19 protein-coding genes and 1 pseudogene are annotated in these 26,527 nt (G+C 35.4%); 10 read left to right on the top strand and 10 right to left on the bottom strand.

What is annotated here, in order from left to right; translation table 11 throughout:
* Nucleotides 1-569: 569 nt before the first annotated feature.
* A complete protein-coding gene (gene mutS, locus Bho11B_RS01590; protein ID WP_078673488.1) occupies nucleotides 570-3,305 on the bottom strand; it encodes a DNA mismatch repair protein MutS in 2,736 nt (911 codons plus the stop codon).
* 210 nt (nucleotides 3,306-3,515) lie between these two features.
* Here mutS and Bho11B_RS01595 point away from each other — a divergent pair, with 210 nt between their 5' ends.
* Nucleotides 3,516-5,834 carry an NADP-dependent malic enzyme gene (locus Bho11B_RS01595; protein WP_035005510.1) on the top strand — a complete coding sequence of 773 codons (2,319 nt, stop codon included), beginning with the start codon at nucleotides 3,516-3,518 and terminating at the stop codon, nucleotides 5,832-5,834.
* A 65-nt stretch (nucleotides 5,835-5,899) separates the two neighbouring features.
* On the opposite strand, the gene secB is transcribed toward Bho11B_RS01595, so the two are convergent.
* Together secB and Bho11B_RS01605 are read right to left on the bottom strand one after the other, a co-directional pair.
* Nucleotides 5,900-6,376, bottom strand: a complete 477-nt coding sequence (secB, locus tag Bho11B_RS01600; protein ID WP_035005515.1) for a protein-export chaperone SecB — start codon at nucleotides 6,374-6,376, stop codon at nucleotides 5,900-5,902.
* A gap of 97 nt (nucleotides 6,377-6,473) precedes the next feature.
* The gene (locus tag Bho11B_RS01605) at nucleotides 6,474-6,980 is read right to left on the bottom strand and encodes an FxsA family protein (RefSeq protein WP_035005517.1); all 507 of its coding nucleotides are present in this window, start codon (nucleotides 6,978-6,980) and stop codon (nucleotides 6,474-6,476) included.
* A gap of 175 nt (nucleotides 6,981-7,155) precedes the next feature.
* On the opposite strand from Bho11B_RS01605, the gene Bho11B_RS01610 reads away from it, so the two are divergent.
* Together Bho11B_RS01610 and Bho11B_RS01615 are read left to right on the top strand one after the other, a co-directional pair.
* Nucleotides 7,156-7,848, top strand: a complete 693-nt coding sequence (locus Bho11B_RS01610) for a Tim44/TimA family putative adaptor protein (protein WP_078673489.1) — start codon at nucleotides 7,156-7,158, stop codon at nucleotides 7,846-7,848.
* A gap of 67 nt (nucleotides 7,849-7,915) precedes the next feature.
* Nucleotides 7,916-8,409: pseudogene (locus Bho11B_RS01615) on the top strand (Smr/MutS family protein).
* A 6-nt stretch (nucleotides 8,410-8,415) separates the two neighbouring features.
* On the opposite strand, the gene Bho11B_RS01620 reads toward Bho11B_RS01615, so the two are convergent.
* The 4 genes from Bho11B_RS01620 to Bho11B_RS01635 form a co-directional block, all read right to left on the bottom strand.
* On the bottom strand, nucleotides 8,416-9,132 hold the full coding sequence (locus Bho11B_RS01620) for a Fic family protein (protein WP_078673490.1): 717 nt from the start codon (nucleotides 9,130-9,132) through the stop codon (nucleotides 8,416-8,418).
* A 375-nt stretch (nucleotides 9,133-9,507) separates the two neighbouring features.
* On the bottom strand, nucleotides 9,508-10,512 hold the full coding sequence (locus Bho11B_RS01625) for an Hsp33 family molecular chaperone (protein WP_035005519.1): 1,005 nt from the start codon (nucleotides 10,510-10,512) through the stop codon (nucleotides 9,508-9,510).
* 23 nt (nucleotides 10,513-10,535) lie between these two features.
* Nucleotides 10,536-11,477: an ornithine carbamoyltransferase gene (gene argF, locus Bho11B_RS01630; RefSeq protein ID WP_035006632.1), complete on the bottom strand. Its 942-nt coding sequence runs from the start codon at nucleotides 11,475-11,477 to the stop codon at nucleotides 10,536-10,538.
* 4 nt (nucleotides 11,478-11,481) lie between these two features.
* Nucleotides 11,482-12,687 carry an aspartate aminotransferase family protein gene (locus Bho11B_RS01635; RefSeq protein ID WP_078673491.1) on the bottom strand — a complete coding sequence of 402 codons (1,206 nt, stop codon included), beginning with the start codon at nucleotides 12,685-12,687 and terminating at the stop codon, nucleotides 11,482-11,484.
* Nucleotides 12,688-13,105: 418 nt separating this feature from the next.
* Between Bho11B_RS01635 and Bho11B_RS01640 the strand changes: the two genes are divergently transcribed.
* A complete protein-coding gene (locus Bho11B_RS01640; RefSeq protein WP_035005522.1) occupies nucleotides 13,106-13,639 on the top strand; it encodes a GcrA family cell cycle regulator in 534 nt (177 codons plus the stop codon).
* 932 nt (nucleotides 13,640-14,571) lie between these two features.
* Here the strand turns inward: Bho11B_RS01640 and Bho11B_RS01655 are convergent.
* From Bho11B_RS01655 to ccmA, 3 genes are read right to left on the bottom strand one after another with little or no spacing between them, the layout of a single operon-like run.
* Nucleotides 14,572-15,348: a heme ABC transporter permease gene (locus Bho11B_RS01655; protein WP_078673492.1), complete on the bottom strand. Its 777-nt coding sequence runs from the start codon at nucleotides 15,346-15,348 to the stop codon at nucleotides 14,572-14,574.
* A 45-nt stretch (nucleotides 15,349-15,393) separates the two neighbouring features.
* Nucleotides 15,394-16,059, bottom strand: coding sequence for a heme exporter protein CcmB (gene ccmB, locus Bho11B_RS01660; RefSeq protein WP_035005526.1), 666 nt, complete (start codon nucleotides 16,057-16,059; stop codon nucleotides 15,394-15,396).
* The gene (gene ccmA / locus Bho11B_RS01665) at nucleotides 16,056-16,682 is read right to left on the bottom strand and encodes a heme ABC exporter ATP-binding protein CcmA (protein ID WP_078673493.1); all 627 of its coding nucleotides are present in this window, start codon (nucleotides 16,680-16,682) and stop codon (nucleotides 16,056-16,058) included. The genes ccmB and ccmA overlap by 4 nt, the downstream gene beginning before the upstream one ends.
* A 286-nt stretch (nucleotides 16,683-16,968) precedes the next feature.
* Between ccmA and acnA the strand changes: the two genes are divergently transcribed.
* From acnA to cyoA, 6 genes are all read left to right on the top strand, one after another.
* A complete protein-coding gene (gene acnA, locus Bho11B_RS01670) occupies nucleotides 16,969-19,656 on the top strand; it encodes an aconitate hydratase AcnA (protein ID WP_078673494.1) in 2,688 nt (895 codons plus the stop codon).
* Between the two features lie 235 nt (nucleotides 19,657-19,891).
* A complete protein-coding gene (gene rpsT / locus Bho11B_RS01675; protein ID WP_078673495.1) occupies nucleotides 19,892-20,158 on the top strand; it encodes a 30S ribosomal protein S20 in 267 nt (88 codons plus the stop codon).
* Between the two features lie 713 nt (nucleotides 20,159-20,871).
* The gene (gene dnaA, locus Bho11B_RS01680) at nucleotides 20,872-22,446 is read left to right on the top strand and encodes a chromosomal replication initiator protein DnaA (RefSeq protein WP_078673496.1); all 1,575 of its coding nucleotides are present in this window, start codon (nucleotides 20,872-20,874) and stop codon (nucleotides 22,444-22,446) included.
* Nucleotides 22,447-22,656: 210 nt separating this feature from the next.
* A complete protein-coding gene (gene dnaN / locus Bho11B_RS01685) occupies nucleotides 22,657-23,778 on the top strand; it encodes a DNA polymerase III subunit beta (protein ID WP_078673497.1) in 1,122 nt (373 codons plus the stop codon).
* A gap of 12 nt (nucleotides 23,779-23,790) precedes the next feature.
* A complete protein-coding gene (gene recF / locus Bho11B_RS01690) occupies nucleotides 23,791-24,933 on the top strand; it encodes a DNA replication/repair protein RecF (protein ID WP_078673498.1) in 1,143 nt (380 codons plus the stop codon).
* A gap of 599 nt (nucleotides 24,934-25,532) precedes the next feature.
* Nucleotides 25,533-26,504: a ubiquinol oxidase subunit II gene (gene cyoA / locus Bho11B_RS01700; RefSeq protein WP_035005544.1), complete on the top strand. Its 972-nt coding sequence runs from the start codon at nucleotides 25,533-25,535 to the stop codon at nucleotides 26,502-26,504.
* Nucleotides 26,505-26,527: the final 23 nt, after the last annotated feature.

Genomic DNA, 26,527 nt, shown 5'->3' on the forward strand with positions numbered 1-26,527 from the left:
TTTCTTAGTACATAGATATTCAAAAATAAAGTTTGTCTATTCATCGAAAAATGAGATGTGTAATCGTATTTTCTTTGTTGTCTCTAGTAAAATTCATTTCATTATTGTTTAAACTCAAAAAGCTTTATAAAAATATCATGAAGTTTTTCCGTTATTTATAACGGTGAGATATAGTGATAATAAGCTAAAAGCTCCTTCATAAAGGATATATTTACAATTTTATATTTGAAATTGATAGAGAAAGAGTATTGGCATTTTTCATGAAAATGCTTTGTTTATTGTAAATTATAGTTGTTGAGAGAACTTCATAAAATGGTCGAAAATTTTATGATTTCAATACCTAAAAACTCTGAATATTATTATAAATAAAATAATCAAACAGTATTGTCGCTTGTATTTTTTATAATATGAGTACTTATGCTATGAGCATGGAAAATAATTTTAAGTTATTTTTTGAATTTTTAATACAAATTAAAGATATTGTCATGCAATTTACTTTCTGTATAAAAAACTTTTAGGAATATAGCAGTTTATTATTGTAGAATCTTTTTTAAACTTTTTATTAAAAATCATTGTTTTTCAAGTTGTTTGAGACGGTAGAGTTCTTCTAAAGCAGCTTTAGGGGATAATTCATCGGGATTGATATTTTTTAAAGCATCTTTAATCGCGCAACATTGATCATTTTTTTCATTTGTTAAAGATGTCGCTTTGAGAGAAAATAGCGGTAAGTTATCAATTAATTTATCACCTTTTCCGGACATTTCACCTTGTTCTAATTGATGCAGAACATCTGTTGCACGAGAAATAACTGTTGCAGGTAATCCAGCTAGCTTTGCCACTTGCACACCATAAGAGCGATCAGCAGTGCCTTTAGTGACTTCATGGAGAAAAATAACATCACTATTCCAATTTTTAACTTTCATTGTTACATTATGAAGGCGATTAAGTTTTTTTGTTAACGCCGTCATTTCATGAAAATGTGTAGCGAGAATAGCACGACAACGGTTTATTTCATGGAGATGTTCAACTGTTGCCCAAGCAATTGAAAGACCATCAAAAGTTGACGTTCCTCGTCCAATTTCATCGAGAATGACAAGAGAATGGTTACTGGCATGGTTGAGAATAGTTGCTGTTTCAACCATTTCCATCATAAAGGTTGAGCGTCCTCGAGCAAGATCATCAGAAGCACCAACACGACTAAATAAACGATCAACAATGCCAATATGAGCTGAAGTGGCTGGTACAAACGATCCCATTTGTGCCATGATAGCAATGAGAGCGTTTTGTCGTAAAAAAGTTGATTTTCCTCCCATATTAGGGCCTGTTAACAACCAAATGTCTGCATCTAAGTGTTTGTTTTGTGCCGAAAGATCGCAGTTATTGGCAACGAATGGTTCCGCAGCTTGTTTTCGTAATGCTTGTTCTACAACGGGATGACGTCCAGCGGTAATATGAAAGGTTAATGAATGATCAACTTTGGGACGACAATATCCTTGTTCTTCAGCTAAGTGGGCTAAAGCAACAGATACATCTAAAATAGCTAGAGCTTCAGAAGCTTGACGAATGAAATCAATCTGTTGGGTAATTTCATCAACAAGTTTATCAAAAATTTCCAATTCAAGCGTTAAAACATGATTTGCAGCATGAGCAATACGACTTTCGAGTTCGGCGAGTTCTGTTGTAGTGAAGCGCATGGCATTCGCCATTGTCTGTCGGTGGATAAAACGAGCTTTTGCTTGTGGAGTATTTGTGAGAGCCGATGCTTGTAAGTTCGTTACTTCAATAAAGTAACCTAAAATATTATTATGTTTAATTTTGAGTGTTTTAATATCTGTTTCTTTAGCATACTGCGCCTGGAGTTTAGCAATAACACAACGTGATTCATCTCGCAAATTACGCATTTCATCTAATTCTTGGTGATAATGAGGACGAATAAAGCCACCGTCCCGCTTGAAAAGAGGGAGATCGTCAGCCAGTGCTTGTTCTAGCTGAAAATGCAAAGCGGCAGGTAAGTGCGAGAATACCTCTCGTACATCATTGATTTCTTGAGGAAGTAACTCATTATTAAGAATCTGATTAATTTCATTGATGATTTCAAAACCGCGCTGAATTGTTCCCATATCACGCGGACCTCCTCGACCAAGCGCTAAACGTGATACTGCGCGTGGCATATCTGGTCCTCCTTTTAAAATAAGCTTAATAGCTTCTGCAAGAGAAGGATTGCGTAGAAAAAAATCTATTGAATCAAGGCGTTTATCAATAGCTACTGGAGTTGTTAGGGGAGAAATTAAGCGATCGACAAGAAGGCGTGAACCACCTCCTGTGACGGTGCGATCAATCGCTTTTAGGAGACTCCCATCGCGTTGACCGGATGTAGTCCGAATGAGCTCAAGACTAAATCTTGTTGCTGCATCAATGAAAAGAGTTGTGCTTTCATTTTGACGCTCAGGTCGCATGAGAGGGGGACGATGTGTGATTTGTGTTTTTTCGATATAGCGAATAGCAGCAGCGATGGCTGAAAGTTCTGGGTGAGAATAATCTGCAATGCCTTTAAGGGTTGAGAGTTTGAAGTAAAGACAAATATCTCGTTCAGCAGTGGTGGTCTCAAAAAGATTTTCTGGTTGAGGAGAGATAATATTACCGAGAACATTGAAAAGAGCTTTTTGAGATTTATCATGGAAAAATGAATCAGCGACAATCACCTCTTGTGGGTCTACACGCATAATATCTGTTAAGAGATTTTCATGACGGCTTTCTGTAACTCGAAATATACCAGTAGAAATATCAATCCAGGAAAGAGCATATTCTTCTTTACTACGGGTTGTTGTGCGAGCAAGTGTCATGAGGTAATTTGCCCGTGCTGGATCAAGAAGTTTTTCTTCTGTTATTGTTCCGGGTGTTATAAGACGGACTACATCGCGCTGAACAACTGATTTTGAACCACGCTTTTTTGCTTCTGCAGGATCCTCTATTTGTTCGCACACGGCAACGCGATAACCACAAGCAATAAGTTTTTGTAAATAATCATCTGCAGAGTGAACAGGAACACCACACATTGGAATATCTTGACCTAAATGTTTACCGCGTGTTGTGAGTGTAATCCCTAAGGCTTGAGCAGCTTCAATCGCATCATTAAAAAATAATTCATAAAAATCACCCATACGATAAAAAAGAAGAGAGTCGCTATTAACAGCTTTGATTTCTATATACTGCTCCATCATAGGGGTAAGGCGCTCTTGATGAGTATTGGATGGAATCGTAGGGCGTTGGAGTGAATCATTTTTATGTTCAGTCTCTTTTTCCATTTTAGTACGATTATTCCTTTTAATGTAGGTTTTATTATCCTTTTTTATTTACTTCGAGGTATATCTTTATTACCTCTAAATAAAGCGTATGATAAGATGCTTTCATAAAGTGAGCATAATTATTTTTGGCATATGAATCAAATTTTTAAATTTAATCATTATATTTGTTGTTAATCAGAGTTTATGCTGTTTTTTAAGAAAGTAAGTGAAATGAAAAAAAATGAACAGGATCAAACAACATATAAAAAATTTTATAGTGTAGATGAGCAAGAAGCCCTTGATTTTCATAGGGGCGATCGTCCTGGTAAGCTTGAAATTGTTGCAACAAAACCTATGGCAACACAGCATGATCTAGCACTTGCTTATTCGCCTGGTGTTTCTGTTCCAGTTAAAGCAATTGCTGAAGATCCGTTAATGGCTTATGATTATACGGCAAAAGGGAATCTTGTTGCTGTTATATCAAATGGGACAGCTATTTTGGGTTTAGGTAATTTAGGTGCCTTGGCATCTAAGCCAGTAATGGAAGGAAAAGCAGTTCTTTTTAAACGCTTTTCAGATATAGATTCAATTGATTTAGAAATTGATACGAGTGATCCGGAAAGCTTTATTAATTTAGTACGGTATTTGGAACCATCTTTTGGTGGTATTAATCTTGAAGATATTAAAGCACCTGATTGTTTTATTATTGAGAGCCGTTTACGCGAACTTATGAATATTCCTGTTTTTCATGATGATCAACACGGTACAGCAATTATTGTGGCTGCTGGTGTAATTAATGCTTTGCATTTAACAGGGCGTACTATGCAAAATACACGATTAGTCTGTAATGGCGCAGGTTCTGCAGGAATTGCTTGTATTGAACTCATTAAAGCAATGGGTTTTCGATCTGAAAATATTTTGTTGTGTGATACAAAAGGTGTTGTCTATGAAGGGCGTGAAGAGGGGATGAATCAGTGGAAAGCTGCTCATGCCATTAAAACAGATAAACGCACGCTTTCTGAAGCGATGGAAGGTGCCGATATGTTTTTTGGGGTTTCAGCGAAAGGTGCACTAACTGCTGAGATGGTAAAATCAATGGCGCCACAACCAATTATTTTTGCTATGGCTAATCCTGATCCAGAAATTACACCTGAAGAAGTAGCAGAAGTACGTGATGATGCTATTATAGCAACAGGGCGATCAGATTATCCCAATCAAATTAATAATGTTCTTTGTTTTCCGTATATATTTCGTGGTGCTCTTGATGTTCGTGCAACGGTTATTAATGAAAGCATGAAAATTGCTGCAGCGAAAGCTATTGCAAAATTAGCTCATGAGGAAGTTCCTGATGGTGTTGTAGAAGCTTATCACGGAAACCGTCTGAAATTTGGGTCCAATTATATTATTCCAGTTCCATTTGATCCACGTTTACTGACAGTTGTTTCAATCGCGGTGGCAAAAGCAGCAATGGAAAGCGGTGTTGCTAGAAAGCATATTCATGATTTAAAAGCGTATGAACGTGATTTGAATGCTCGACGTGATCCCATTGCATCCACGATGCGTGGTGTTTATGATTATGTTTGTCAAGCACCAAAGAAAATTGTTTTTGCAGAAGGGGAAGAAGAATCGGTCATGCGAGCGGCCGTATCTTACGTTCACCAAAAATTAGGAAAAGCAATTTTAATTGGTCGTGAAAAACAAATTAAAGATACTGCTGCTGTCGCAGGAATTGATCTTGAGCGTGAAGGAATTTCTATTCTGAATGCAAAGCTATCTTGTCGTACAGATGCTTATGCTCAATATCTGTATAAAAAGATGCAGCGTCAAGGTTGGCTGTTGCGTGATTGTCATCGTTTTATCAATAATGATCGTAATTATTTTTCTGCTTGTATGTTAGCTTTGGGTGATGCTGATGCAATGATTACAGGAGTAACACGCAATTATGAAACGGCCTTGGTAGATATACGACGAGTGATTAATGAAAAACCACAGGAACGATTAATTGGTATTTCAGTAGCTATTTGTCGCGGACGCACTGTGTTTATTGCTGATACAGCTGTTTATGAGCATCCTAATGCTGAGGAACTTGCTGATATTGCTGAACAAACAGCTTTTTTTGTGCGTGAATTTGGATATCAACCACGGGTAGCATTTTTAGCATTTTCTACTTTTGGTCATATAAAGGGTCAAGTTACGCAAGATATTCAGAGAGCTGTTGATATTTTACATGAACGTAAAGTTGACTTTGAATTTGATGGAGAAATGAGTGCTGAGGTAGCTCTTAATTCGAAATTGATGCAACAATATCCTTTTATGGGATTAAAAGAACCGGCTAATATTTTAGTAATGCCTGGATATCATTCATCTTCAATTTCGAGCAAAATGTTACAAGAACTTGGTGAAGCAACCATTATTAGCCCTATCTTAATTGGATTGGAGAAATCTGTACAAATTGTATCGTTTAGTGGACGCGATACAGATATCGTTAATATTGCAACTTTGGCTGCTTATCATGCAGAAAAAATTGCTCAAAAAAATAAAAGCCTTTGATATTTCAAGGGCTTTTATAATGAAAGAAATAAAAATAAATTTTATGTAATGTTACAAGCTAATTTTTAAGAGGGTTGCGTTTGATTATTTTTTTGTTCTTCGGCAACTCGTTTTTGGAACATCGTTGCAAAATCAATCGGATCAATCCACAAGGGAGGAAAACCACCATTTTGTGTAGCATCAGATATAATTTGCCGAGCAAAAGGAAATAAAAGACGTGGACATTCAATAAAAACAAGCGGCATTACATGCTCTTGTGGAATATTTTTAATGTGGAAAATACCGCCATAAATCAGCTCTATGTGAAATAGTATTTCGGTATCATCTTTAGTTTTAACTGAAAGGGATAGTACAACATCATAATTATCATCACCAATTGGATTGGCGTTGACATTAATGTTAACATCAATTTGTGGCGCTTTTTCCCGTGGGCGTAATGAACGAGGTGCGTGCGGATTTTCAAATGAAAAATCTTTTAAATATTGGGTCAAAACAGCAAATACTGGTTCTCCACTATTATTATGTATTTCACCTTCGGCCATACTACAAACCTTTCATTATAATACACATATTGCTATTGTAAATTTAAAAGAAGTTACCATGACTTGCAAAGGGTTGCAAGAAATGCTCTCTTTATCTTTAATTATTTTTTGTATTTTGGTTATTATCGTTATTTTTGTGCCAGGGAGATTTTTCGGTCTTATAGCTCTGATAATCTTCCGGGTTAAGTTCAATTATTTTTTCAGATTTGTTTTGTGCGTTAGAATTTGTTTTATTAATAAGGGATAAAAAAAGATTCCAGATAAAAACACGAATTGGTTTTATAAGGAGTAATATTCCACAAATATCGCTTATAAAACCTGGAAGAGTAAGCAAAACGGCACCAAGAATAATAAGTGCATCATTAGCTATGTAATGTTCTAGTGCCTGTCCTTGAAGGAGTTTACTTTGTATATTTTTTATAAGACCTATACCTTTCATACGCAATAAAATAATTCCACTCATCATTGTTAAAAGAATTAAGCTCAAAGTCGCTAGAATTCCAATTTCATTTCCAACAATAATAAAGCCAGAGATTTCAAAAAAGAGAGCGCTGAGAACTATAATTAAAAAAAATCGAGACTTTATATGATAAAATTTTTTCAAATGAAGATATCCTTCTCAAGTTTTTTGTTAAGAAAATTATATTATTATTTTCTCAATTTAAATTGGGGAGTCATAAACATTATTTAAATAATAGATTTACTTATTTTACATGTTTATTGATCAATGATATTGACTGCAATGATAATCATTTAACGCTGGGAGATTGACAACACTCATGGAATTTGACATCGTACTAATAATAGCTCTTATTATAGTAGTTGTAGTTTTTGTGCAACTACGGAATGTACTAGGAAAACGGATTGGTTTTGAAAAGCCTCCCTTTGATTCTTATTCAGGGTATACTAAAAAGCCAGTTGAAGTAGAAAAGAACGATAAGATTGTTTCTTTACCCGACCAATCTTCTTCACAAAAGAGCGATTTTAGCGAAATTGATGCCATTGCATCAGAAGGAAGCAAATTAAACAGTGGTTTGCGTTCTATTCGTCAGTTTGATCCTTCTTTTTCTCCTCAATTTTTTGTGAATGGTGTTCAAATTGTCTACGAAATAATTATGACAGCCTTTGCGCAAGGTGATCGCAATCAGCTTAAAGAACATCTTTCATCGGATGTTTTTGAAAGTTTTTGTGAGGCTATTGAACTACGCGAAAAAAATAATGAAAGAATTCAATTTACTTTTGTGGGGATTAGTAAGATTGAATTTATTGCAGCAGAAATGCAAAAAGAAGAAGCGTTTTTAACAGTACGTATTGTTAGTGAAATTATTTCTGCAACTTATAATGAACAAGAAGAATGCATAGAAGGGAATCCTGAAGCTATTATAGAAATTAGAGATATCTGGACTTTCGTTCGCAATATTACATCTAAAAATCCAAATTGGAAGCTTTTTGCAACGGAAGATGAAAATTAAAATTATTATTGGTTTATAGAAGATTTTTCATAAAATTACACGCGATTAAAGAGTTTAATGACTAAGGATGAAAGAAAAAAATCCACTGGTTTCTCAAGACTATTTTTATGGGAGCAGGTTTGTCGTACAACAGTCCCACTTTTTCAAGAAAGTCAACAGAAGCAGAAGCCAACGATAGTTAAAGAGCAAAAGAAAAAAATAATTAAAGCAAAGAAAATGCAGTGTTTTGATCATACTGTGCATCGTAAAATTGCAAAAGGTCTCTGTCGTATAGAAGCGCGTATTGACCTTCATGGTTTGATACAAGATGAAGCGTATCGTTGTTTAAAAGAATTCTTACAATCATCTCATCGTTGGGGATTACGTTATGTTCTAGTGATAACAGGAAAGGGTCATTCACACGGAAGCAATGGCGTTTTGTGCCAATTTGTCCCTTATTGGTTATCAACACCTGTTTTTCAATATTATGTCTAGGCTTTTGGACAAGCAGCTCATAAACATGGAGGCAGTGGCACTCTTTATATTCAGTTACGTCGTTTTCTGCAAAGAGAAAAAATGTAAACCTATTTAGCGCATGTATGGATGAGTATTGTATCCTAAGTGTTTTAAGCGTCGTCTATCCGAAGTAATACGTAGTCTGCACTCTAGATAAGTGATTTTTTTGAATATAGAATGCATAGGCTTTAAGTCGTTATCTCGTAGTGCACTAATACAAGCATTTAGCATTTCATCTTCTGTTATCTTTGAAAAATCGAGTGTATAACCTGCATTTTGGGCAAGTCTTTGAAAGAAAAAACGTTGTGTGTATCCATTTCCTTTTTTAAAAGGACATATATAGTTGAGAAAGGAAAACATTTCTGCTGTTTCAATGGCAAATTTTTCGTGTGACAAACCTCGCAAATTGTTTTTTTCAACGAGCATTTTGTCAAATTCTTTAAAACCTGTCTGAATTTCTTCACCAATTGCAAAAAAAGTATTCGAAATTACTTTTTTAACTTTTGGTTGGCAGGCGATTGTTCCATCGAGAAACATAAATGGAACGTCACGAGTATGTCCAGCCCACTCAAACGTTTTTCGATACAAACACATATGAATATGTTTTAAATAAGAGGAATCAAATTGTTTTGGCAGAGGCTCGTAGTATAGATTAACGATTGCTTGTATTACATTATGTATACATATCATCTCAAATGTTTCATAGCGTTTTACCCTATATTTATTCTTTAGCGTGAAACTATTTTGATAATTATAGTTATGGAACGATACTGAAATGTCTTCTTTCATTTGTTGCAATTGCTTTCAAATTACTAGCACTAAATTACCTTTAAGAAGATTAAACTTCTCTCATTAATAACCTTCTCCTTAAATTTTTAACAGGTAACTACATTTACATTTTAAAATTTTTATCATTTCATTTTACAGTATAATATTCATGAAAAATTCCACAAAAAAGTTTTTAAATTTTGTAATAAATAAAAAATAAATTTAGAATCTTAAATCTCCGCATCAATAAAATATTCCAAATTTCAAAAAGACAATATGAAAAATATATCAATTAATAATTATGCGCAATAAAATTTATAATAAGTTTGTGGTTTTTAGCATAAGATTTTTAAATAGAAAAAAATTTGTCTGTTACAGAAATAATTATTTTATGCTTTATATTTGAAAAAGTTCTTCTGGTTTGAAATAGTAAACCGTTGAACAAAATTCACAGGTAACAGAAGTTTGTTGATTTTCTATTGTTTGAGCACGTTCTTCAACAGAAAAGCTTTCTAATATTTCTTTAATTTTTTTTCGTGAGCAAGAACACCGATTTGTTATAGGAAAGGTTTGAAAAACTTTTACACTTCGTTCGTGAAAAAGGCGGAAAAGTAATCGTTTAATACCAACTTGGGGATCTGTAAGTTCTTCACTGTCAATGGTTGCAGTGAGCGCTTTTACTTCCTGCCATTGGTTTTCGAGTTGGATACAGTTTTTTGTTTCGTCTAATTTTGTATTTGTTTGGCATGGTGTATGATAAGGAGAAGCTTTGGGCAAGAGTTGAGTTAAAAGCCCTGCTGCTCTCCAGCTTTTTTGTATTTTGTCCTGTTTATTATGGTTAATTAAGGTAGAAACTGCTAAACGGAGATCAGTAGGTATTTGTTCTGATTGGTTAAAATAAGTACGAGCAGCTTCTTGAAAATTTGAACCATCTAAGGCGACGATTCCTTGATAGCGTTGTGTATAGGAGCTTTGGTCAATAGTGAAAGCCAAAGTCCCTTTTCCAAGAAGCATTTCTGAAGATGTTTTACCATTCGCTATAGCCTGGTTTAATTTTTCTTTATCAAAACGAGCGTAACCACGTAAATTTGAGGGAGGAACAAAATCACATACTAACATATTGACTGGTCCTTCAGAATGAGTTTGTAAAATAAATTTTCCTTCAAATTTCAATGATGTTCCAAGTAAAACAGTTGTAACTAAAGCTTCTGCTAGAAGATAAGAAACAGGATCAGGATATTGATGTTTGGTGAGAATGGAATTTAAGCTTTCTCCAAGTTGTACACCGCGTCCACGAATATCTAGTTCTTCGACTTGAAAGGGAATAACGGTATCATCTTCATTCTGATAAAAATTATTTAAATAGATTTGATCTTTAGATTTTTTGTCTTCGTTGTTCATATTTTTGCTTTTTAAAGTTTATTTCATAAATTATTGGGTTGAAAAAACGCATCTTGTAAACACCAGGAAAGGATTGCTTTTTGAGCATGCAGGCGATTTTCAGCTTCATCAAAAACAACAGAATGTGGTCCGTCGATTACAGCGTCTACAACTTCTTCACCACGATGAGCAGGGAGGCAGTGCATGAAAAGAGCATCAGGTTTGGCACATGCCATTAAAGCTTCATTGACTTGATAAGGTTGAAAAATGGAATAATTTTGGGCACGAAACTCTTGTCCCATAGAAACCCATGTGTCGGTAATAATACAATCAACGTTCTCAGCAGCTTTTTGAGGATTATGAGTGAGCATAATATGTGCTCCTCGTTCGCGTGCCCAGTTTATATATTTTTCTTGGGGTTCACTTCCTTGCGGTGTAGCGATATGCAGATGAAAATTGAAAAGAGCTGTTGCTTCGATTAAAGAATGAAGAACATTGTTGCCGTCTCCCATCCAAGCAAATGTTTTGCCAGCAATAGTGCCACGGTGTTCTTCATAGGTAAGGATATCTGCTAAAATTTGGCAAGGATGTGTGTCATCTGTAAGAGCGTTAATGACAGGAATTTGCGCATATTGCGCTAATTCAAGCATCCGATGATGTGCTGTGGTTCGTATTATTATGGCTTCTACAAAGCGTGATAGTACACGTGCTGTATCGGCAATTGTTTCACTATGACCAAGCTGCATTTCAGATCCCGTTAACATGATTGTTTCTCCACCAAGCTGACGCATGCCAAGATCAAAAGAAACTCGGGTTCGTGTAGAAGGCTTTTCAAAAATCATTGCTAGTGTTTTACCAGAAAAAGGTTTTAAATTTTCTCCTGATTTAAAGGCAGCTTTGAGGATTTTTGCATAATCGATAAGAGCACGTGCTCTTTGTGGAGTTAAAATAGATATATCGGTAAAGTGGTGAAGGGTATGTGTCATAATATTATATTTGTCTTTTTTTATTTGTTTGCGAAAGATAAGCAATAGCTTTTTCAATCCGATGCAAACCTTCATATATTTCTTCTTCATTGATTATGAGAGGAGGCAAAAAGCGAACAATATTATGACCAGCTCCAACACTGAGAATATGTTCATTATCGAGTGCAGTGATAACTTCATTTTGAGGAATGATACATTGCATACCCATCATAAGGCCTGTACCTTGAATTGTACAGATAATATCAGGATAAGTGTTTAAAATGTTTAAAAGTCCCTGTTTTAGCTTATTACCCATATGTTGTACATGATTAAGAAAACCCGGTTCTAAGAGTGTATCAAGAACACTCTTGCTTACAGCTATGCCAAGGAGATTGCCTCCAAAGGTTGTACCATGGGTTCCTGGTGTCATGGCTTTTGCTGCTTTTTCTGTTGCAAGACAAGCTCCTAACGGAAAACCACCACCCAGCCCCTTAGCAAGAGTGAGGATATCTGGTACGATATCATACCATTCATATGCAAAAAGTTTTCCTGTACGTCCGATTCCGGTTTGAACTTCATCTAAAATTAATAATAATTGATTGTCATTGCATAGTTTACGTAGCATTTTTAAAGTTTCATAAGGAGTTGTTCGCAATCCACCTTCTCCTTGAATCGGTTCAATAAGGATAGCTGCAGTATTTTTATTGATAGCATGACGTAAAGCTTTTTCATCATCAAAGGGTACTTGAATAAAACCACAGACTTTTGGGCCAAAACCTTCAAGATATTTTTTTTGTCCACTAGCAGCAATCGTTGCAAGTGTACGACCATGAAATGCACCTTCAAAAGTAATGATTTCGAATCGTTGTGGTTGATCCAATGTATAATGATAGCGACGAGCAGTTTTGAATGCACATTCTAATGCTTCAGCACCAGAATTGCAGAAAAAAACTTTATCAGCAAAACTGTTAGCACAAAGACGTGCAGCAAGTGATTCTTGTTCAGGCGATTCAAAAAGATTAGAAACATGCCAAAGTTTTTCAGCTTGTGTTTTAAGGGCATCAATAAGCTTTGGGTGTGTATGTCCTAAAACATTGACAGCAATGCCAGATGTGAAATCAAGATACTTTTCTCCTTTATCAGAGATAAGCCATACGCCATTTCCTTGTGTAAAATGCAAGTGACGTCGAGCAAAAGTATTATAAAGTGATTGTGTATAGATGGTATTCATCGTTATACTCTTGATTGTTTAAATGCTGTAATACAACATTTGAAAACTATGATCTATTTGTTTACGCATTAATATAGTCTACTTCATTATAATGAACTATCGTGCTAATTGATAAAAAATCAATTAAGGTTTCGAAAAGGTATCTTTGTTATGAAAAAGTTAGAGTTAAAATTTTTTCTACGATTTGTTTGTAAGTTGGGGAAAACATTTTAAAAGAACGTTATTAAAATATAATAACTCTTGTCATAGAGTTAGTGCATATTATAGTTTGGGGAAATAAACAAAATTGGATTTCTATTTGTAAATTCCGCGATTGGTTAGATTAAAAGGTCTTTTATTGAGCTGTTCGAATATAATTAATATATTCGAAGATGCAGTTGAAAGCCTTTCGGTGAGATAATTGGAATGGGGTTCTAGTATGGGTTGGACATGTGAGCGCGTTGAACTTCTTAAGAAGCTTTGGAGTGAAGGTTTGAGTGCAAGTCAAATTGCAGTTCAGTTGGGTGGGGTCAGCAGAAATGCTGTGATTGGTAAGGTACACCGGCTGAAATTACCAGGGCGCGGTAAAACAACACAAGTAGTATCACGTGCACAAAAAGTATTAACAGGTGTTAATTCATCAACGTCGCGGATACGTCGTACAACGTCATCGATGTTACAAGACAATTGCTCTTCTGACGATTCTAAAGCTGCAAATTTAAGACAAGGGCTTGTCATGGAGAGTGTAACAGAAGAAAACATACCTGAAAAATCAAATGTAGTTGTACCTATGTCACGTAATCTTAATCTTTTACAATTGAATGAAAACACGTGTAGATGGCCTGTTGGAGATCCTCTATCATCAAACTTTCATTTCTGTGGCGCTGATTCTAGCGAAAGTAGTCCTTATTGTGATTTTCACGCTAAAATAGCATTTCAACCAGTATCAGAAAGACGGCGAATAAGAATATGAGATGAGTAAATAGCCAAAATCTTGCTTTATAATTTAGGTTATATCAATTATTTTGTTATGAAAACAGCTATTCTTTAATACTAAGTTTAAAAAAGAAAATATGTTAAAGATACAATCCTAGTTATAGGAGATATTTGCTTTTATGAAATTGAGACAGTAGTTAAAATTTTCACCCAATTTCATATGTTATAGGTTTACTACGGGAACATTGCCTTAATATGGATGTGGAATGAGCTTTTTGTGGTTATATAGCTTCTTTCATCTTTGGTAATTCATGTATACCCTAGTTAATAGCTGTAAGATATGAAGCATTAAAACCAATTAATTACAAACTATTGTCAAAATTGGTTAAAAAACGTCGGGTATTATTTTAGTCATTATAATGAATTGAGATAAGAGCAAAACACTGATTTTTTGCGATTTCTTTAAGAATTGAATGTTCTACATGACAAAGTAGGCACCAAGACATCCAAAAAATTAATCAATGTTATGTATCCTTTAACGTGTACGAAATTTAAAGAGTCTTTACTATTCACAAAGGAAGTTGGATTTGAGGAGCGATTTTTCCAACTAATATACTTAAGTAAAAAAAATGTCATAGAATTTTTGCTTTCTATAAAGTTAAAGAAGAATACAACTGCAAAAAAAATGGATACAAAGATTTCTAATAAGACAGGCAAAGGTTTGCTTTAGTTAGTTCTGAGAGGGATGGTTTTCATTGTATTGTTTTTCCCAAATTGTTTCTTGTATTTGAAGTTGTTTCAGAATTTTTTTTTGGCGCATACTTTTATAAAGGATATATCCAATAAAACAAAATAGAACACTTGCAGAGAGGATATAACTTAAAGCAACAATTTGCTGATGGTTTAGGGTTCCAAGGAAAAGATCAATTCGTTGGACAAAATTTCCAAAAGCTTCATTTTGAGTGTTATTTAATTGGAGCATGATGAAGAGTCCTGATGTTGAAAATGATGAGTTGCTTTAATTTGAAGTGTTTTAATATAGCGATGGGTAATTTCATTTTGCATAGCTATTAGATGCAAGACAATAAACATGAAGATAAAACAAAACATCATTGTTATGAGAGGCCATAACATGGCACGATCAATGGTTGTACCTTCTACCCGTAAAAGTGATGCTGGTTGATGAAGTGTATTCCACCAGTTGACAGAGAATTTGATAATAGGAATATTAACTAATCCAACTAATGTTAAAATTGCTGTAGCGTATGCAGCTTTGATTTGGTTATCAAAAGAATAAGCAAGAGTAATAATGGCAAGGTAGATAAAAAACAAAATTAAAACCGATGTCAATCTAGCGTCCCATACCCACCATGTTCCCCACGTAGAACGTCCCCAAAGTGCTCCTGTTATAAGTGCTAAAGCTGTAAAGATAGTTCCGATGGATGCGCCACATTTTAGTGCTATGTCAGCGAGACGATAGTTCCAGATCAGGCTTCCTAATGCAGCAGCACTCATTATAATGTAACAAAAGGTAGACAACCAGGCAAATGGAACATGAATATACATAATTTTAACAGTAACACCCTGTTGATAATCATCAGGGGAATATATAACCAAAACAAGACCTAAGATAAGAAGAAATAATGTTATACTAGTTAACCAAGGTAAAGCCGCACTACTTATTTCCATGAAGTGGGTTGGATTTGCGAGGGAAATTTTCGTTTTTTTTCGCGATAATTTATTCATAAATTTATAATAGGCAGATTTTTGCTTGGGAGCAATTATCTTTTGTTATTCTGATAGGTATTTGAGTGTTATAGCTGTTACAAAAGAACTAAAAAGACCAAAAAAGAGTGAAAAAGCAGACAGAAAAGCGAGAGCAGGAAGGAAAAAAACTTTTGATGTTATTGGAGCTATGGCAGCTGTAACACCAAAAATTAAGATTGGAATTGTCCATGGTAAAATAATAATAAAAATGAGCATTGTGTTATGCGATAATGATGTTGCTAAAGCTGCTCCAATTGCACCAATGAAAATGAAAGCAGGTGTTCCACATAAAAGGGTTAGAATTGTTGTAAAGGTTATTAGAGTATCTAAATGAAGCATAAATGCTGCGATAGGGGTGATAAAGATGAGGGGGAGCATGGTTCCTGCCCAATGTGCAAGACATTTGATGAAAACAATCAATGTTAAGTTTTTTCTTTGACCAAAAAGAATAAGTTGATCGAGATTTCCATCATCGCAGTCGGTTTGAAAAAGTTTATTAAGATTGAGTAGCCCTGCAAGAAGAGCACTTAGCCATAATATGCCTGGACCTATTCGTGAGAGAGTATTTGAATCTGTTCCCAGGGTAAAGGGAGTTATGATAATGATCGCTATAAAAAATAAAGGTCCTGTTAATAAAGAAGTTTGTGATAATAAAATTAATTTAAGGTCGCGCCAAAATAGTGCTTTCATTTTATTTTTTTCCTAAGGGGATAAAAATGCTCTAAGGCAATGATGTGGTGTTCTTTTAGACCAAGAGAAGTATGAGTTGCTGCAATAATCATTCCTCCTTGATTGAGATGACGTTGAAATAATATTGCAAAGATCGTTTGAGCATGGCGATCAAGTCCGGATATTGGTTCGTCTAGAATCCAAATAGGGCGATAAGAGAGGAGTAAGCGAGCAATAGCTACACATCTTTTTTGTCCAGTTGATAGAATATTAAAAGGTAAATGTGCGAGATCAGAAAGACCAATCTCTGCAAGAGCATCATGGGGATGGTAGAAGTGTTGTCCATAAAATTCAGCCCAAAATTTTAGATTATCAATAACAGATAAGCAGGATTTCATGGCATTTTGAGTGCTGAGATAGTGACATGCAAGTGCCAGAGGGTATATTTTCCCCTTGTCTTCTAACTTTAAATCGCCTTCAGTAGCTTTAAAAAGGCCGACAATGATTCGCAATAATGTAGATTTTCCAACACCATTTGGGCCTGTGATTGTCATCAGTTGTTGTGTGGATAAACAAAAAGAAAGACCTTGAAATAAAGTTTTTTCATTTCTATGTGCCGTTAGATTTTTACCCGATAACATCATAATAATAACCCGTTATTCTATTATTTGTTAATTTTTATTGCATAATAAAGTAAAAAACACGTTTTTTATGAAATTGTATCTAGAATAGTTCTAGAAATAGTTCTATAAGGCACGTATTACGCCAGTAGTCGGTTTGGGACAGGTTTGTGGTCTGAATTTACCGATAAAAGAGCGGGGAATGAATAGCGGACATGATAACCCGCATTCAAACTGCAATCTTGACCTGCAGTTTGTGTTGTTCGTTCTGAGGAATGGGGTGATTTGTAGTACTTAAGGGTGAACAGTTATGTCTCAAATTGATAGTTTTAATTGTCGCAGAATTTTAAGTGTTGATGGTAAAGAGTATATTTATTACAGCTTGATTGAAGCAGAAAAGAATGGGCTTGAAGGAATTTCCCATTTACCATTTTCGATGAAAGTTCTTCTTGAAAATTTGTTGCGGTTTGAAGATGGTCGCGTAGTCAAGAAAGAAGATATCCTGAATGTCGTTCAGTGGTTAAATGATAAAGGGCATTCTGGTGTGGAAATTGCTTATCGCCCTGCACGTGTTCTCATGCAAGATTTTACAGGTGTTCCTGCTGTTGTTGATCTTTCTGCTATGCGAGACGCTATGGACAAGCTTGGAGGGGATGCTGAAAAAATCAATCCACTTATTCCTGTAGATCTTGTCATTGATCACTCAATTATTGTTGATGATTTTGGTAATTCAGGGGCATTTAAGACAAATGTCGGATATGAATATGAACGCAATAGTGAGCGCTATCGTTTTTTGAAGTGGGGACAGCAAGCATTTAAAAATTTTCGTGTTGTTCCTCCTGGCACAGGGATTTGCCATCAGGTAAATCTAGAATACTTAGCACAATGTGTGTGGACAAAAGCTGATAGTAGTTGTCAGACAGTTTATCCTGATACATGTGTAGGAACTGATTCCCATACAACCATGGTTAATGGTCTGGGTGTTTTGGGTTGGGGTGTTGGTGGTATTGAAGCAGAAGCAGCAATGTTAGGGCAGCCGGTTTCAATGTTGCTACCTGAAGTGATTGGTTTTCGTTTAACTGGTAAACTTAAAGAAGGCGTAACAGCGACTGATTTAGTCCTTCTAATTACGCAAATGTTACGCAAAAAAGGTGTTGTCGGTAAATTTGTTGAATTTTTTGGTCCTGGACTAAAATATATGACACTTTCTGATCGTGCTACGATTGCAAATATGGCACCAGAATATGGTGCAACTTGCGGTTTCTTTCCAATCGATAAAGAAACAATCCGTTATCTTAATATGACAGGGCGTGATGAAAGTCGCATTGCTTTGGCGGAGGCTTATTCTAAGGCGCAAGGAATGTGGCATGATGAGAAGGTTGGAGATCCTGTCTTTAGTGATACAATTGAATTGGATATGGGAGATGTTGTATCTTCTATGGCTGGTCCCAAGCGTCCAGAAGGGCGTATTTCCTTAGAAAATGTTGGGCAAGGTTTTGAGCAAGCACTGGTTGATGATTATAAGAAAATCAGTAAGCAAAATGATCGTTATAAGGTTGAAAATAAAGATTATGACATTGGTCATGGAGATGTCGTTATTGCTGCCATTACCTCTTGTACGAATACATCAAATCCAAGCGTTCTTATTGCCGCTGGTCTTTTAGCGCGTAATGCTGTAGCGAAAGGTCTCAGGAGTAAACCATGGGTTAAAACTTCTCTTGCACCGGGATCGCAGGTGGTTGAAGCTTATCTTCTTGATTCAGGTCTTCAAAAAGATTTAGACGTTTTAGGATTTAATCTAGTAGGATTTGGGTGTACGACATGTATTGGGAATTCTGGTCCTTTGTCACCAGCTATTTCTAAAGTCATTAACGATAATGGTTTAATTACTGCAGCAGTTCTTTCAGGTAATCGTAATTTTGAAGGACGTGTATCACCTGATGTGCAAGCAAATTATTTAGCTTCACCTCCATTGGTTGTTGCGCATGCGCTAGTAGGAACAGTGCGTAAAGATTTAACGAAGGAGCCTCTTGGTATAGGTTTAGATGGTCAACCTGTTTACTTAAAAGATATTTGGCCGACTTCTGAGGAAATACAGGAGTTTATTGAACAAAATGTTACTCGTAAGATTTTTATAGAGAAATATAGAGATGTATTTAAGGGAGATGAAAATTGGCAGAAAGTTCAGGTTCCAGCTGGTGTTACCTACTCTTGGGATGATCAGTCAACTTATGTGCGGAATCCTCCTTACTTCGATAACATGCTTAAAATTCCTGGTACATTAGCAGATATTAAAAATGCGAGGATTTTGGGTTTATTCGGTGATAAGATTACGACTGATCATATTTCTCCTGCCGGTTCTATTAAGATTGATTCGCCTGCAGGAAAATATTTGATTGATCATGGTGTTAAAGTAGCTGATTTTAATCAGTATGGAACACGTCGTGGAAATCATGAAGTTATGATGCGTGGGACCTTTGCAAATATCCGAATTCGTAATTTTATTCTTGGAGAAAATGGTCGTGAAGGGGGCTATACAGTTCATTATCCGTCAAAACAAGAAGGATCTATTTACGATGTAGCAATGACATATAAACAAGAAGGAGTTCCCCTTGTTGTTTTTGCTGGTATTGAATATGGTAATGGATCGTCTCGAGATTGGGCAGCTAAAGGCGCTTATCTTCTTGGTGTAAAAGCAGTAATTGCTCAATCTTTTGAGCGTATTCATCGATCTAATCTTGTTGGGATGGGAATTGTTCCTTTTGTCTTTGAAGCAGGTACAAGTTGGCAATCGTTAGGATTAAAGGGTAGTGAGAAAGTAACAATTGAAGGAATCAATGATTTGCAACCTCGTCAGAAGATAACAGCTACAATAACTTTTATTGATGGCACAGAGAAGAAAGTGCGATTATTATGTCGTATTGATACTGAAGACGAATTAGATTATTTACGTCATGGTGGTATTTTGCAATATGTTTTACGTAATTTGGCAGTTTAAACAATGTAAGCAATAGAAACTCAATTTACTTGTTATTGGAAATATATATTTATAAAGTAGTTGATTGAGGAAATGCTTCGCTAATTTTATACTTATTTAAAAAATTAATTGACGTTAGCTTGAATGTTAAGTTATAAGTTTATAGGTAATGAATAGCTGTGTAGTTTGGAATTGTTTGTCTCAGTATCAACAGAGTTTAAACTGTTTGTACTGATCAGTTAAGAGAGATATGTTTATGGCAAATACACCTTCAGCTAAAAAGGCTGTCCGTAAGATCGAAATGCGTACGCAGTTCAACAAGGCTCGTCGTTCGCGTGTTCGCACTTTTATTCGTAAATTGGATGATGCTTTAGCTTGTGGTGATAAAGCATTGGCGGAGGTGGCATTTAAAAATTTTGAGCCTGAAATTATGCGTGCGGTTTCTAAAGGGGTTTTTCATAAAAATACTGCAGCCCGAAAAGTTTCGCGTTTGGCTAAACGTTTAAAAGCTCTTAAAGCTTAATTTTACTATATTTATATAATTAAACTTCGCTCATTAACCAGCATCTAAATCGGTGCTGGTTTTTTAATTCATTTTTCTCAGGAAAGTGATTTATTGATTACTTTCAAATAAGTATTGTTGTTTTTTATATTTAGATAGTTATCCACAAGTGTTGTGGATTTCTATAGAGTCGTTTTTTGTCAAGCTTTTTTTATTTTTATTTTTAATACATGAAATCTTTAATTATCGGTAAACTTTACAAAAAAAAAGTTATTTGAATCAATAGTCTTTCTTATTTTCTTTTTGCAAATACAAATTTATAGTCGTTTTTTATGATCTTTTGATTTCATTTTAGCCTCTTGCATTTTACCTGTGCTGTTTTGTATGTTCTTTATGAAAATTGAAAATACGCAAGGTTTACGTCAGGTAAGTGTTCTATATCATATTTTATAGAGAATGCTTTATCTTATGCTCTGTTTGTGGATGCATGTTAAGCAGTTTTTAGCGGTGTTTTTTAACTTTCATTATTGATTGTTTTCAGTTTCGGAAAGCGTATCGTATCATACAATTAAACAAGATAAATCTTATTGATCATCTTTGTTAGTAGGGTTGTACTAAGACTATCCTAAGGGGAGGATGAATAATCTTATTTGGGGAAGGGTGTGTCTCTGCTTTCGCCAGACAGATTTTAGCTGTTTGGTAGGGCGGGATTATAGTTTTTTTTGGGATAAAAAATGGTGAATAAATTGAATTCTAAAGCTAGTTCCTTTAAAAAGGTTGCAGTGGATATCCTATCGACAGAGAAAATGATAAATGAAATGATGAAGATAAAAGGGCCAGTTAGTGTTAAGTCCTCTTTAGGACCTCTAGTTTTTTCAGAGGAAGAGGGCGCTGCTGCTTTTGCACGTGTAATGGCGCAGTTAAAAGCCCAAATTGGTGTTGAGGCTTATACGAGTTGGTTTGGCCGTTTGAAACTTGCTGAGTATAATCGTAATCTTGTAAAACTTTCTGTTCCTACAGCGTTTTTACGTTCGTGGATCAATAATCATTATAGCACTCTTTTAACTACTTTATGGCAGCAGGAGAATTCAGCGATTCTTCGCGTTGAAGTTATTATCCGAAGTATGGAACGTGTTTCAAAAGGTTTTTTATGTGGATCTAATAAAAGCTCGATTGTGATTGAGCCTGAAGAGCAACCTGTTTCTTCTTTAGTTGAAAGTTATGCCGAGCAATCAGTTAAAAGTAATCAAGAGGGTGTTTTTGGTTCTCCACTTGATTCTCGCTATACTTTTGAGAATTTTATTGAAGGTACTTCGAATCGTGTTGCTTTGGCTGCAGCGCGCTCGATTGCAGAAGGACATAAAAGTTCTTTACGCTTTAATCCCCTTTTTATTTATGCGTCTGTTGGTTTAGGAAAGACACATTTGCTTCAGGCTATTGCAGCAGCTGCGCTTAAACGTTTGACACCTGCGCGGGTTATTTATTTGACTGCTGAATATTTTATGTGGCGTTTTGCTGTGGCCATTCGTGATAATGATGCTCTTTCATTCAAAGAGCAATTGCGTGACATTGATCTTTTAATTATCGATGATATGCAATTTTTACAAGGGAAATCAATTCAACGCGAATTTTGCCATTTGCTGAATATGTTACTCGATAGTGCCAAACAAGTTATTGTGGCTGCTGATCGTCCACCAGCAGAATTAGAATCGCTTGATCTTCGTGTGCGCTCTCGTCTTCAAGGAGGTGTGGCTCTTGAAATTGAAACGCCAGATTATGAGATGCGTTTGGCAATGTTGCGCCAACGATTAAAAGTTGCACAACAAGATGATAATATGATTACAATTTCTGATGAGATTTTGGAATATATTGCTAAAACGGTTTTAGGATCAGGTCGTGATATTGAGGGAGCTTTTAACCAGTTGTTATTTCGTCAATCTTTTGAAGTTGATTTATCTTTAGAGCGAATTGATGAATTATTAGGTCATTTGACACGTTCAGGTGAATCGAAACGTATTCGAATAGAGGAAATTCAACGTACTGTTGCACGTCATTATAATGTTTCTAGGCAGGATTTATTGTCTAATCGTCGAACACGTACAATTGTGAAGCCACGGCAAGTTGCGATGTATTTGGCAAAAGTTTTAACACCTCGTTCATTACCTGAAATTGGACGCCGTTTTGGGGGGCGTGATCATACGACTGTTTTACATGCTGTACGTAAAATTGAAGATTTAGTTTGTGATGATCAAACTTTAGCTAAAGAGCTTGAGTTACTTAAGCGATTAATAGGAGAACATGCCGCATAGTATTATAATCTTTTTCTGATTATTAATAAGATCAGAGGAGATTGATAAAAATAATAATTTTGGTTTGTATTAAATTTGTATTAAAATCTTGCTATTTTAAAAGAAGTTTATTAAAATTTGAGCATATGGCAATTGTAAGTCAATTGATTGCTTTTGGTTTATCGGATTCCTATAGTTATTTTGGATAATAAGTTATAAACAGGGATTTTTATGCGCGTTACAATTGGTCGCAGTCAGCTGCTCAAATCTCTTAGTCGTGTTCACCGTATTGTGGAGCGTCGTAATACTATTCCTATTTTATCAAATGTATTGATAGATACAAGTGATGGAAGGATGCAATTAAAAGCAACAGATCTCGATCTAGAAATCATAGAAACTTCTTCAGTCAATCTTGAACAAGCCGGGGCAATAACTGTTCCAGCACATTTGCTTTATGATATTGTTCGCAAACTTCCTGATGATAGTGATGTTATTTTAGACGTTAATGAAAATCAGGCAAGTACTATGTCTATTACATCTGGTTGTACTAATTTTCAGTTGCAGTGTCTTCCTAAGGTAGATTTTCCGGAATCACTTCCAGGTCAGTTTAGTTGTCGCTTCTCTTTGTTAGCATCAAGATTGAAATATTTACTTGATTGTACGCAGTTTGCTATGTCTACTGAAGAGACACGTTACTACCTGAATGGTATTTATTTTCATGTCATTTATGATGATATTTTGAAGTTGCGTTTGGTTTCTACTGATGGTCATCGTTTAGCACAGGTTGATATAGAAGCACCTTCGGGAGCTGATGGCATGCCAGGTGTTATCATTCCTCGTAAAACTGTGGGAGAGTTGCAAAAACTTCTTGGGGAAGAAGCCGATAACGATGTGTGTATAGAGCTTTCAGATACAAAGATTCGTTTTTCTGTTGGGTCTGTGATTTTAACATCAAAGCTAATTGATGGAGTATTTCCAGAATATCAACGTGTTATTCCATTAGGAAATGATAAAAAGTTGATTATCAATCGGCAAGATTTTTCTGCTGCAGTTGATCGTGTCTCAACAATTTCAAGCGATCGTGGGCGTGCAGTAAAATTGACGATTGAAAAAGGGATTGTAAAACTTGTAGTGAACAATCCTGATTCAGGGAGTGCAAAAGATCAATTGGTTGCGGATTATGTATTTGATCCCCTTGAGATAGGTTTCAATTCAAGATATCTATTGGATATTGCAGCACAACTTTCAAGTGATGAAATGATTTGTATGTTTGCTGATTCTGCGGCGCCAACATTGATTCGTGGAAATGGTGATACAAATGCGCTTTATGTGCTGATGCCTGTTCGTGTTTAAGGATAATGCGTTTTGCGAAGCAGTATTGGCCATATACATAAAGTGGCTGTTAGACAACTGAAATTAGAAAATTATCGTAATTATTGTTCTTTAGTTCTTCATTTATTAGGTCATCATGTCGTTTTTACAGGTCGTAATGGTGCTGGCAAAACCAATCTTTTAGAAGCACTGTCTTTTCTTTCTCCTGGTCGTGGTTTGCGGCGTGCGGCTTATTCTGATATCAGTTATTCTGAGGGAAGTGGTACAGGGTTTGTTGTATTTGCGCGTCTTCAGTGTGCACTTTATGGTGAAGCAAATATTGGTACAGCTTTAGAAGTTAATGATGGTGGTAGAAAAGTACATATTAATGGTGTGAATGAAGCAAGTGATTGCTTAATGGACTATTGCCATATTAGTATATTGACACCTTCTATGGATGGGCTTTTTATAGGGCCTGCACTTGATCGACGTCGTTTTTTAGATCGTATGGTTTTATCTATTGATTCTTTGCATGGCCGTCGTATAGCTGATTATGACAGAGTTATGCGTGCACGGAATCGTTTATTTTTAGATGGAAATAATGATCGTGTTTGGTTAGATGCTTTAGAGGTTCAAATGGCTGAACTTGCAACAGCCATTGCAGCAGCGCGGGTTGATGTTATTCAGCTTTTAAATGATACGTTTGCGCAAGTTTCTTCTTGTGTACCTTTTCCAAGAGCTTTTTTACAAGTTGATGGTTTTTTAGAAAAAGCGCTTAGAGAAATGTCTGCTATTGAAGTTGAAGAGCAATTTTTGAATCGATTGCGTAACAATCGTGCTATAGACTGTGTTGCTGGCCGGACATTAGAAGGTCCACACCGTACAGATTTACAAGTTTTTTACGCAGATAAAAATATGAATGCGACATTATGTTCAACTGGTGAACAAAAAGCTTTATTAACAGGCTTAGTTTTGTGTCATGCACGTTTAACAAGTATGATATCTAATATGACGCCTATTTTCCTTCTCGATGAAATAGCTGCTCATTTTGATTCTCACCGACGCGCTGCTTTATTTGATATTCTTGATGATTTAGGTGGGCAAGCATTTATGACAGGGACAGATCATATTTTATTTGACTCTTTAAAAGGACGGGCAGAGTTTTTTGAAATTGAAAATGGTGTTTTATTGCAATAAGCAATGTATTAATAACTTTTTATGAGCAAATAATTGAAATAAAAGGCTCATCATATCTACGATTATAATGGTTTTGAATGATCCTAATTTAAACTTTTTAGTACACATGAGCTAGAAATTTATAGCACTGCGACTTTAGAAGATAGTGAAAGATCATGTAAAGATCGAGCAGTAGGATTTATAATAACATTACACTTCTTATCAAATTATCAAAGTAATTGTGCAAATCAACTCGTAGATTGGATATAAACAGTCATTGAAGTGAGTGTCAGATTGATTATCAATTCAATTGCTTATAGTTATACGTCTTTTGCAGTTTTTGATGTATTAAAAATATTTTTAGAACTCACTAGAATTAATGGGAAAAGTTCATTATTTTTACAGCAATAAATGGGGTTATTGTTGGATGCTGTTGTGAAGGATATTAGCTTATATTTAAATATATTGATAAGCATTTTAATATAGTTTAAAGGCTAAAACTGGTTAATGGCAATAAATTTGCTTGATAATTTTTGTTTGAATAAATAAGATACATTTAAGAGACATTATTGTTGTATATTAATGAGAACTGCTAGGGGGCATGTACGGGGAAGATAGGAATGAGAGACTTTATTCAACAAATAAAGATACTCGCGGTTTTATGGATGGCATTGCTTTTATCTAGTTGTAAAGTTGATGTTCTTCAGCCTGCGGGATATGTTGCGCGCCAACAGCTTATTTTAATTATTTTATGTGTTGTTGTTATGTTATGCGTTGTAATTCCAGTAATGATTGCAGTGGTTTTTTTAGCTATAAAATATCGTGCTTCGAAAACAACAGAAGATTATTTACCGGATTGGGGACACTCAAATAAAATTGAAGCTTTTATGTGGGGCATTCCAGTTATTATTGTAATGGTTTTAGGGCTATTAACAGCGCATTACACTTATAAGCTTGAACCCTCAAATGCTCTTCCTACGGATGTTGTTGGTGAAGAAAAGCCTTTGCAAGTGGATGTTGTCGCACTAGATTGGAAGTGGTTATTTATTTATCCTGAATATGGTATTGCATCGGTTAATGAAATTTATGCACCACAAGGTCGTCAAGTATTATTGCAAATAACATCAGAGAGCTCAGTTAATGCGTTCTGGGTGCCAAAACTTGGTACAGTTATTTATGCTATGCCACAGATGAATGCTAAATTACATTTAATGGCTGATAAACAAGGTGTATTCAATGGCAGCTCAGCAAATTATAGTGGTGATGGTTTTGCAAATATGCGTTTTAAATGGCATTCTGTACCATTGAATGATTTCGATAATTGGGTTGCTAAAGTTCGGGCAAATGGTCAAAAGCTTGATCGTTTATCTTATCGTCAACTTTCTGTTTCTCCTCTTATGGGTGATATTGCTGCGAAAGAGAAAGACGCTGAAGTGCGTTATTTCGCTCCTGTTGAAAAACAGCTTTATTATCGTATTGTCAATCGGTGTGTTGGTGAAAATGTCATCTGTAATGAAGATTTAATGAAGCGGGCTGCTGCTCAGACGCTTTGGGGTACACTTTGTTCAGTTTTTGATCCAAGTGCTATTTAGGAAATAGTTAATCGAGAAAGAAA

The organism is Bartonella sp. 11B, from assembly GCF_002022625.1.
GTDB lineage: Bacteria > Pseudomonadota > Alphaproteobacteria > Rhizobiales > Rhizobiaceae > Bartonella > Bartonella rochalimae.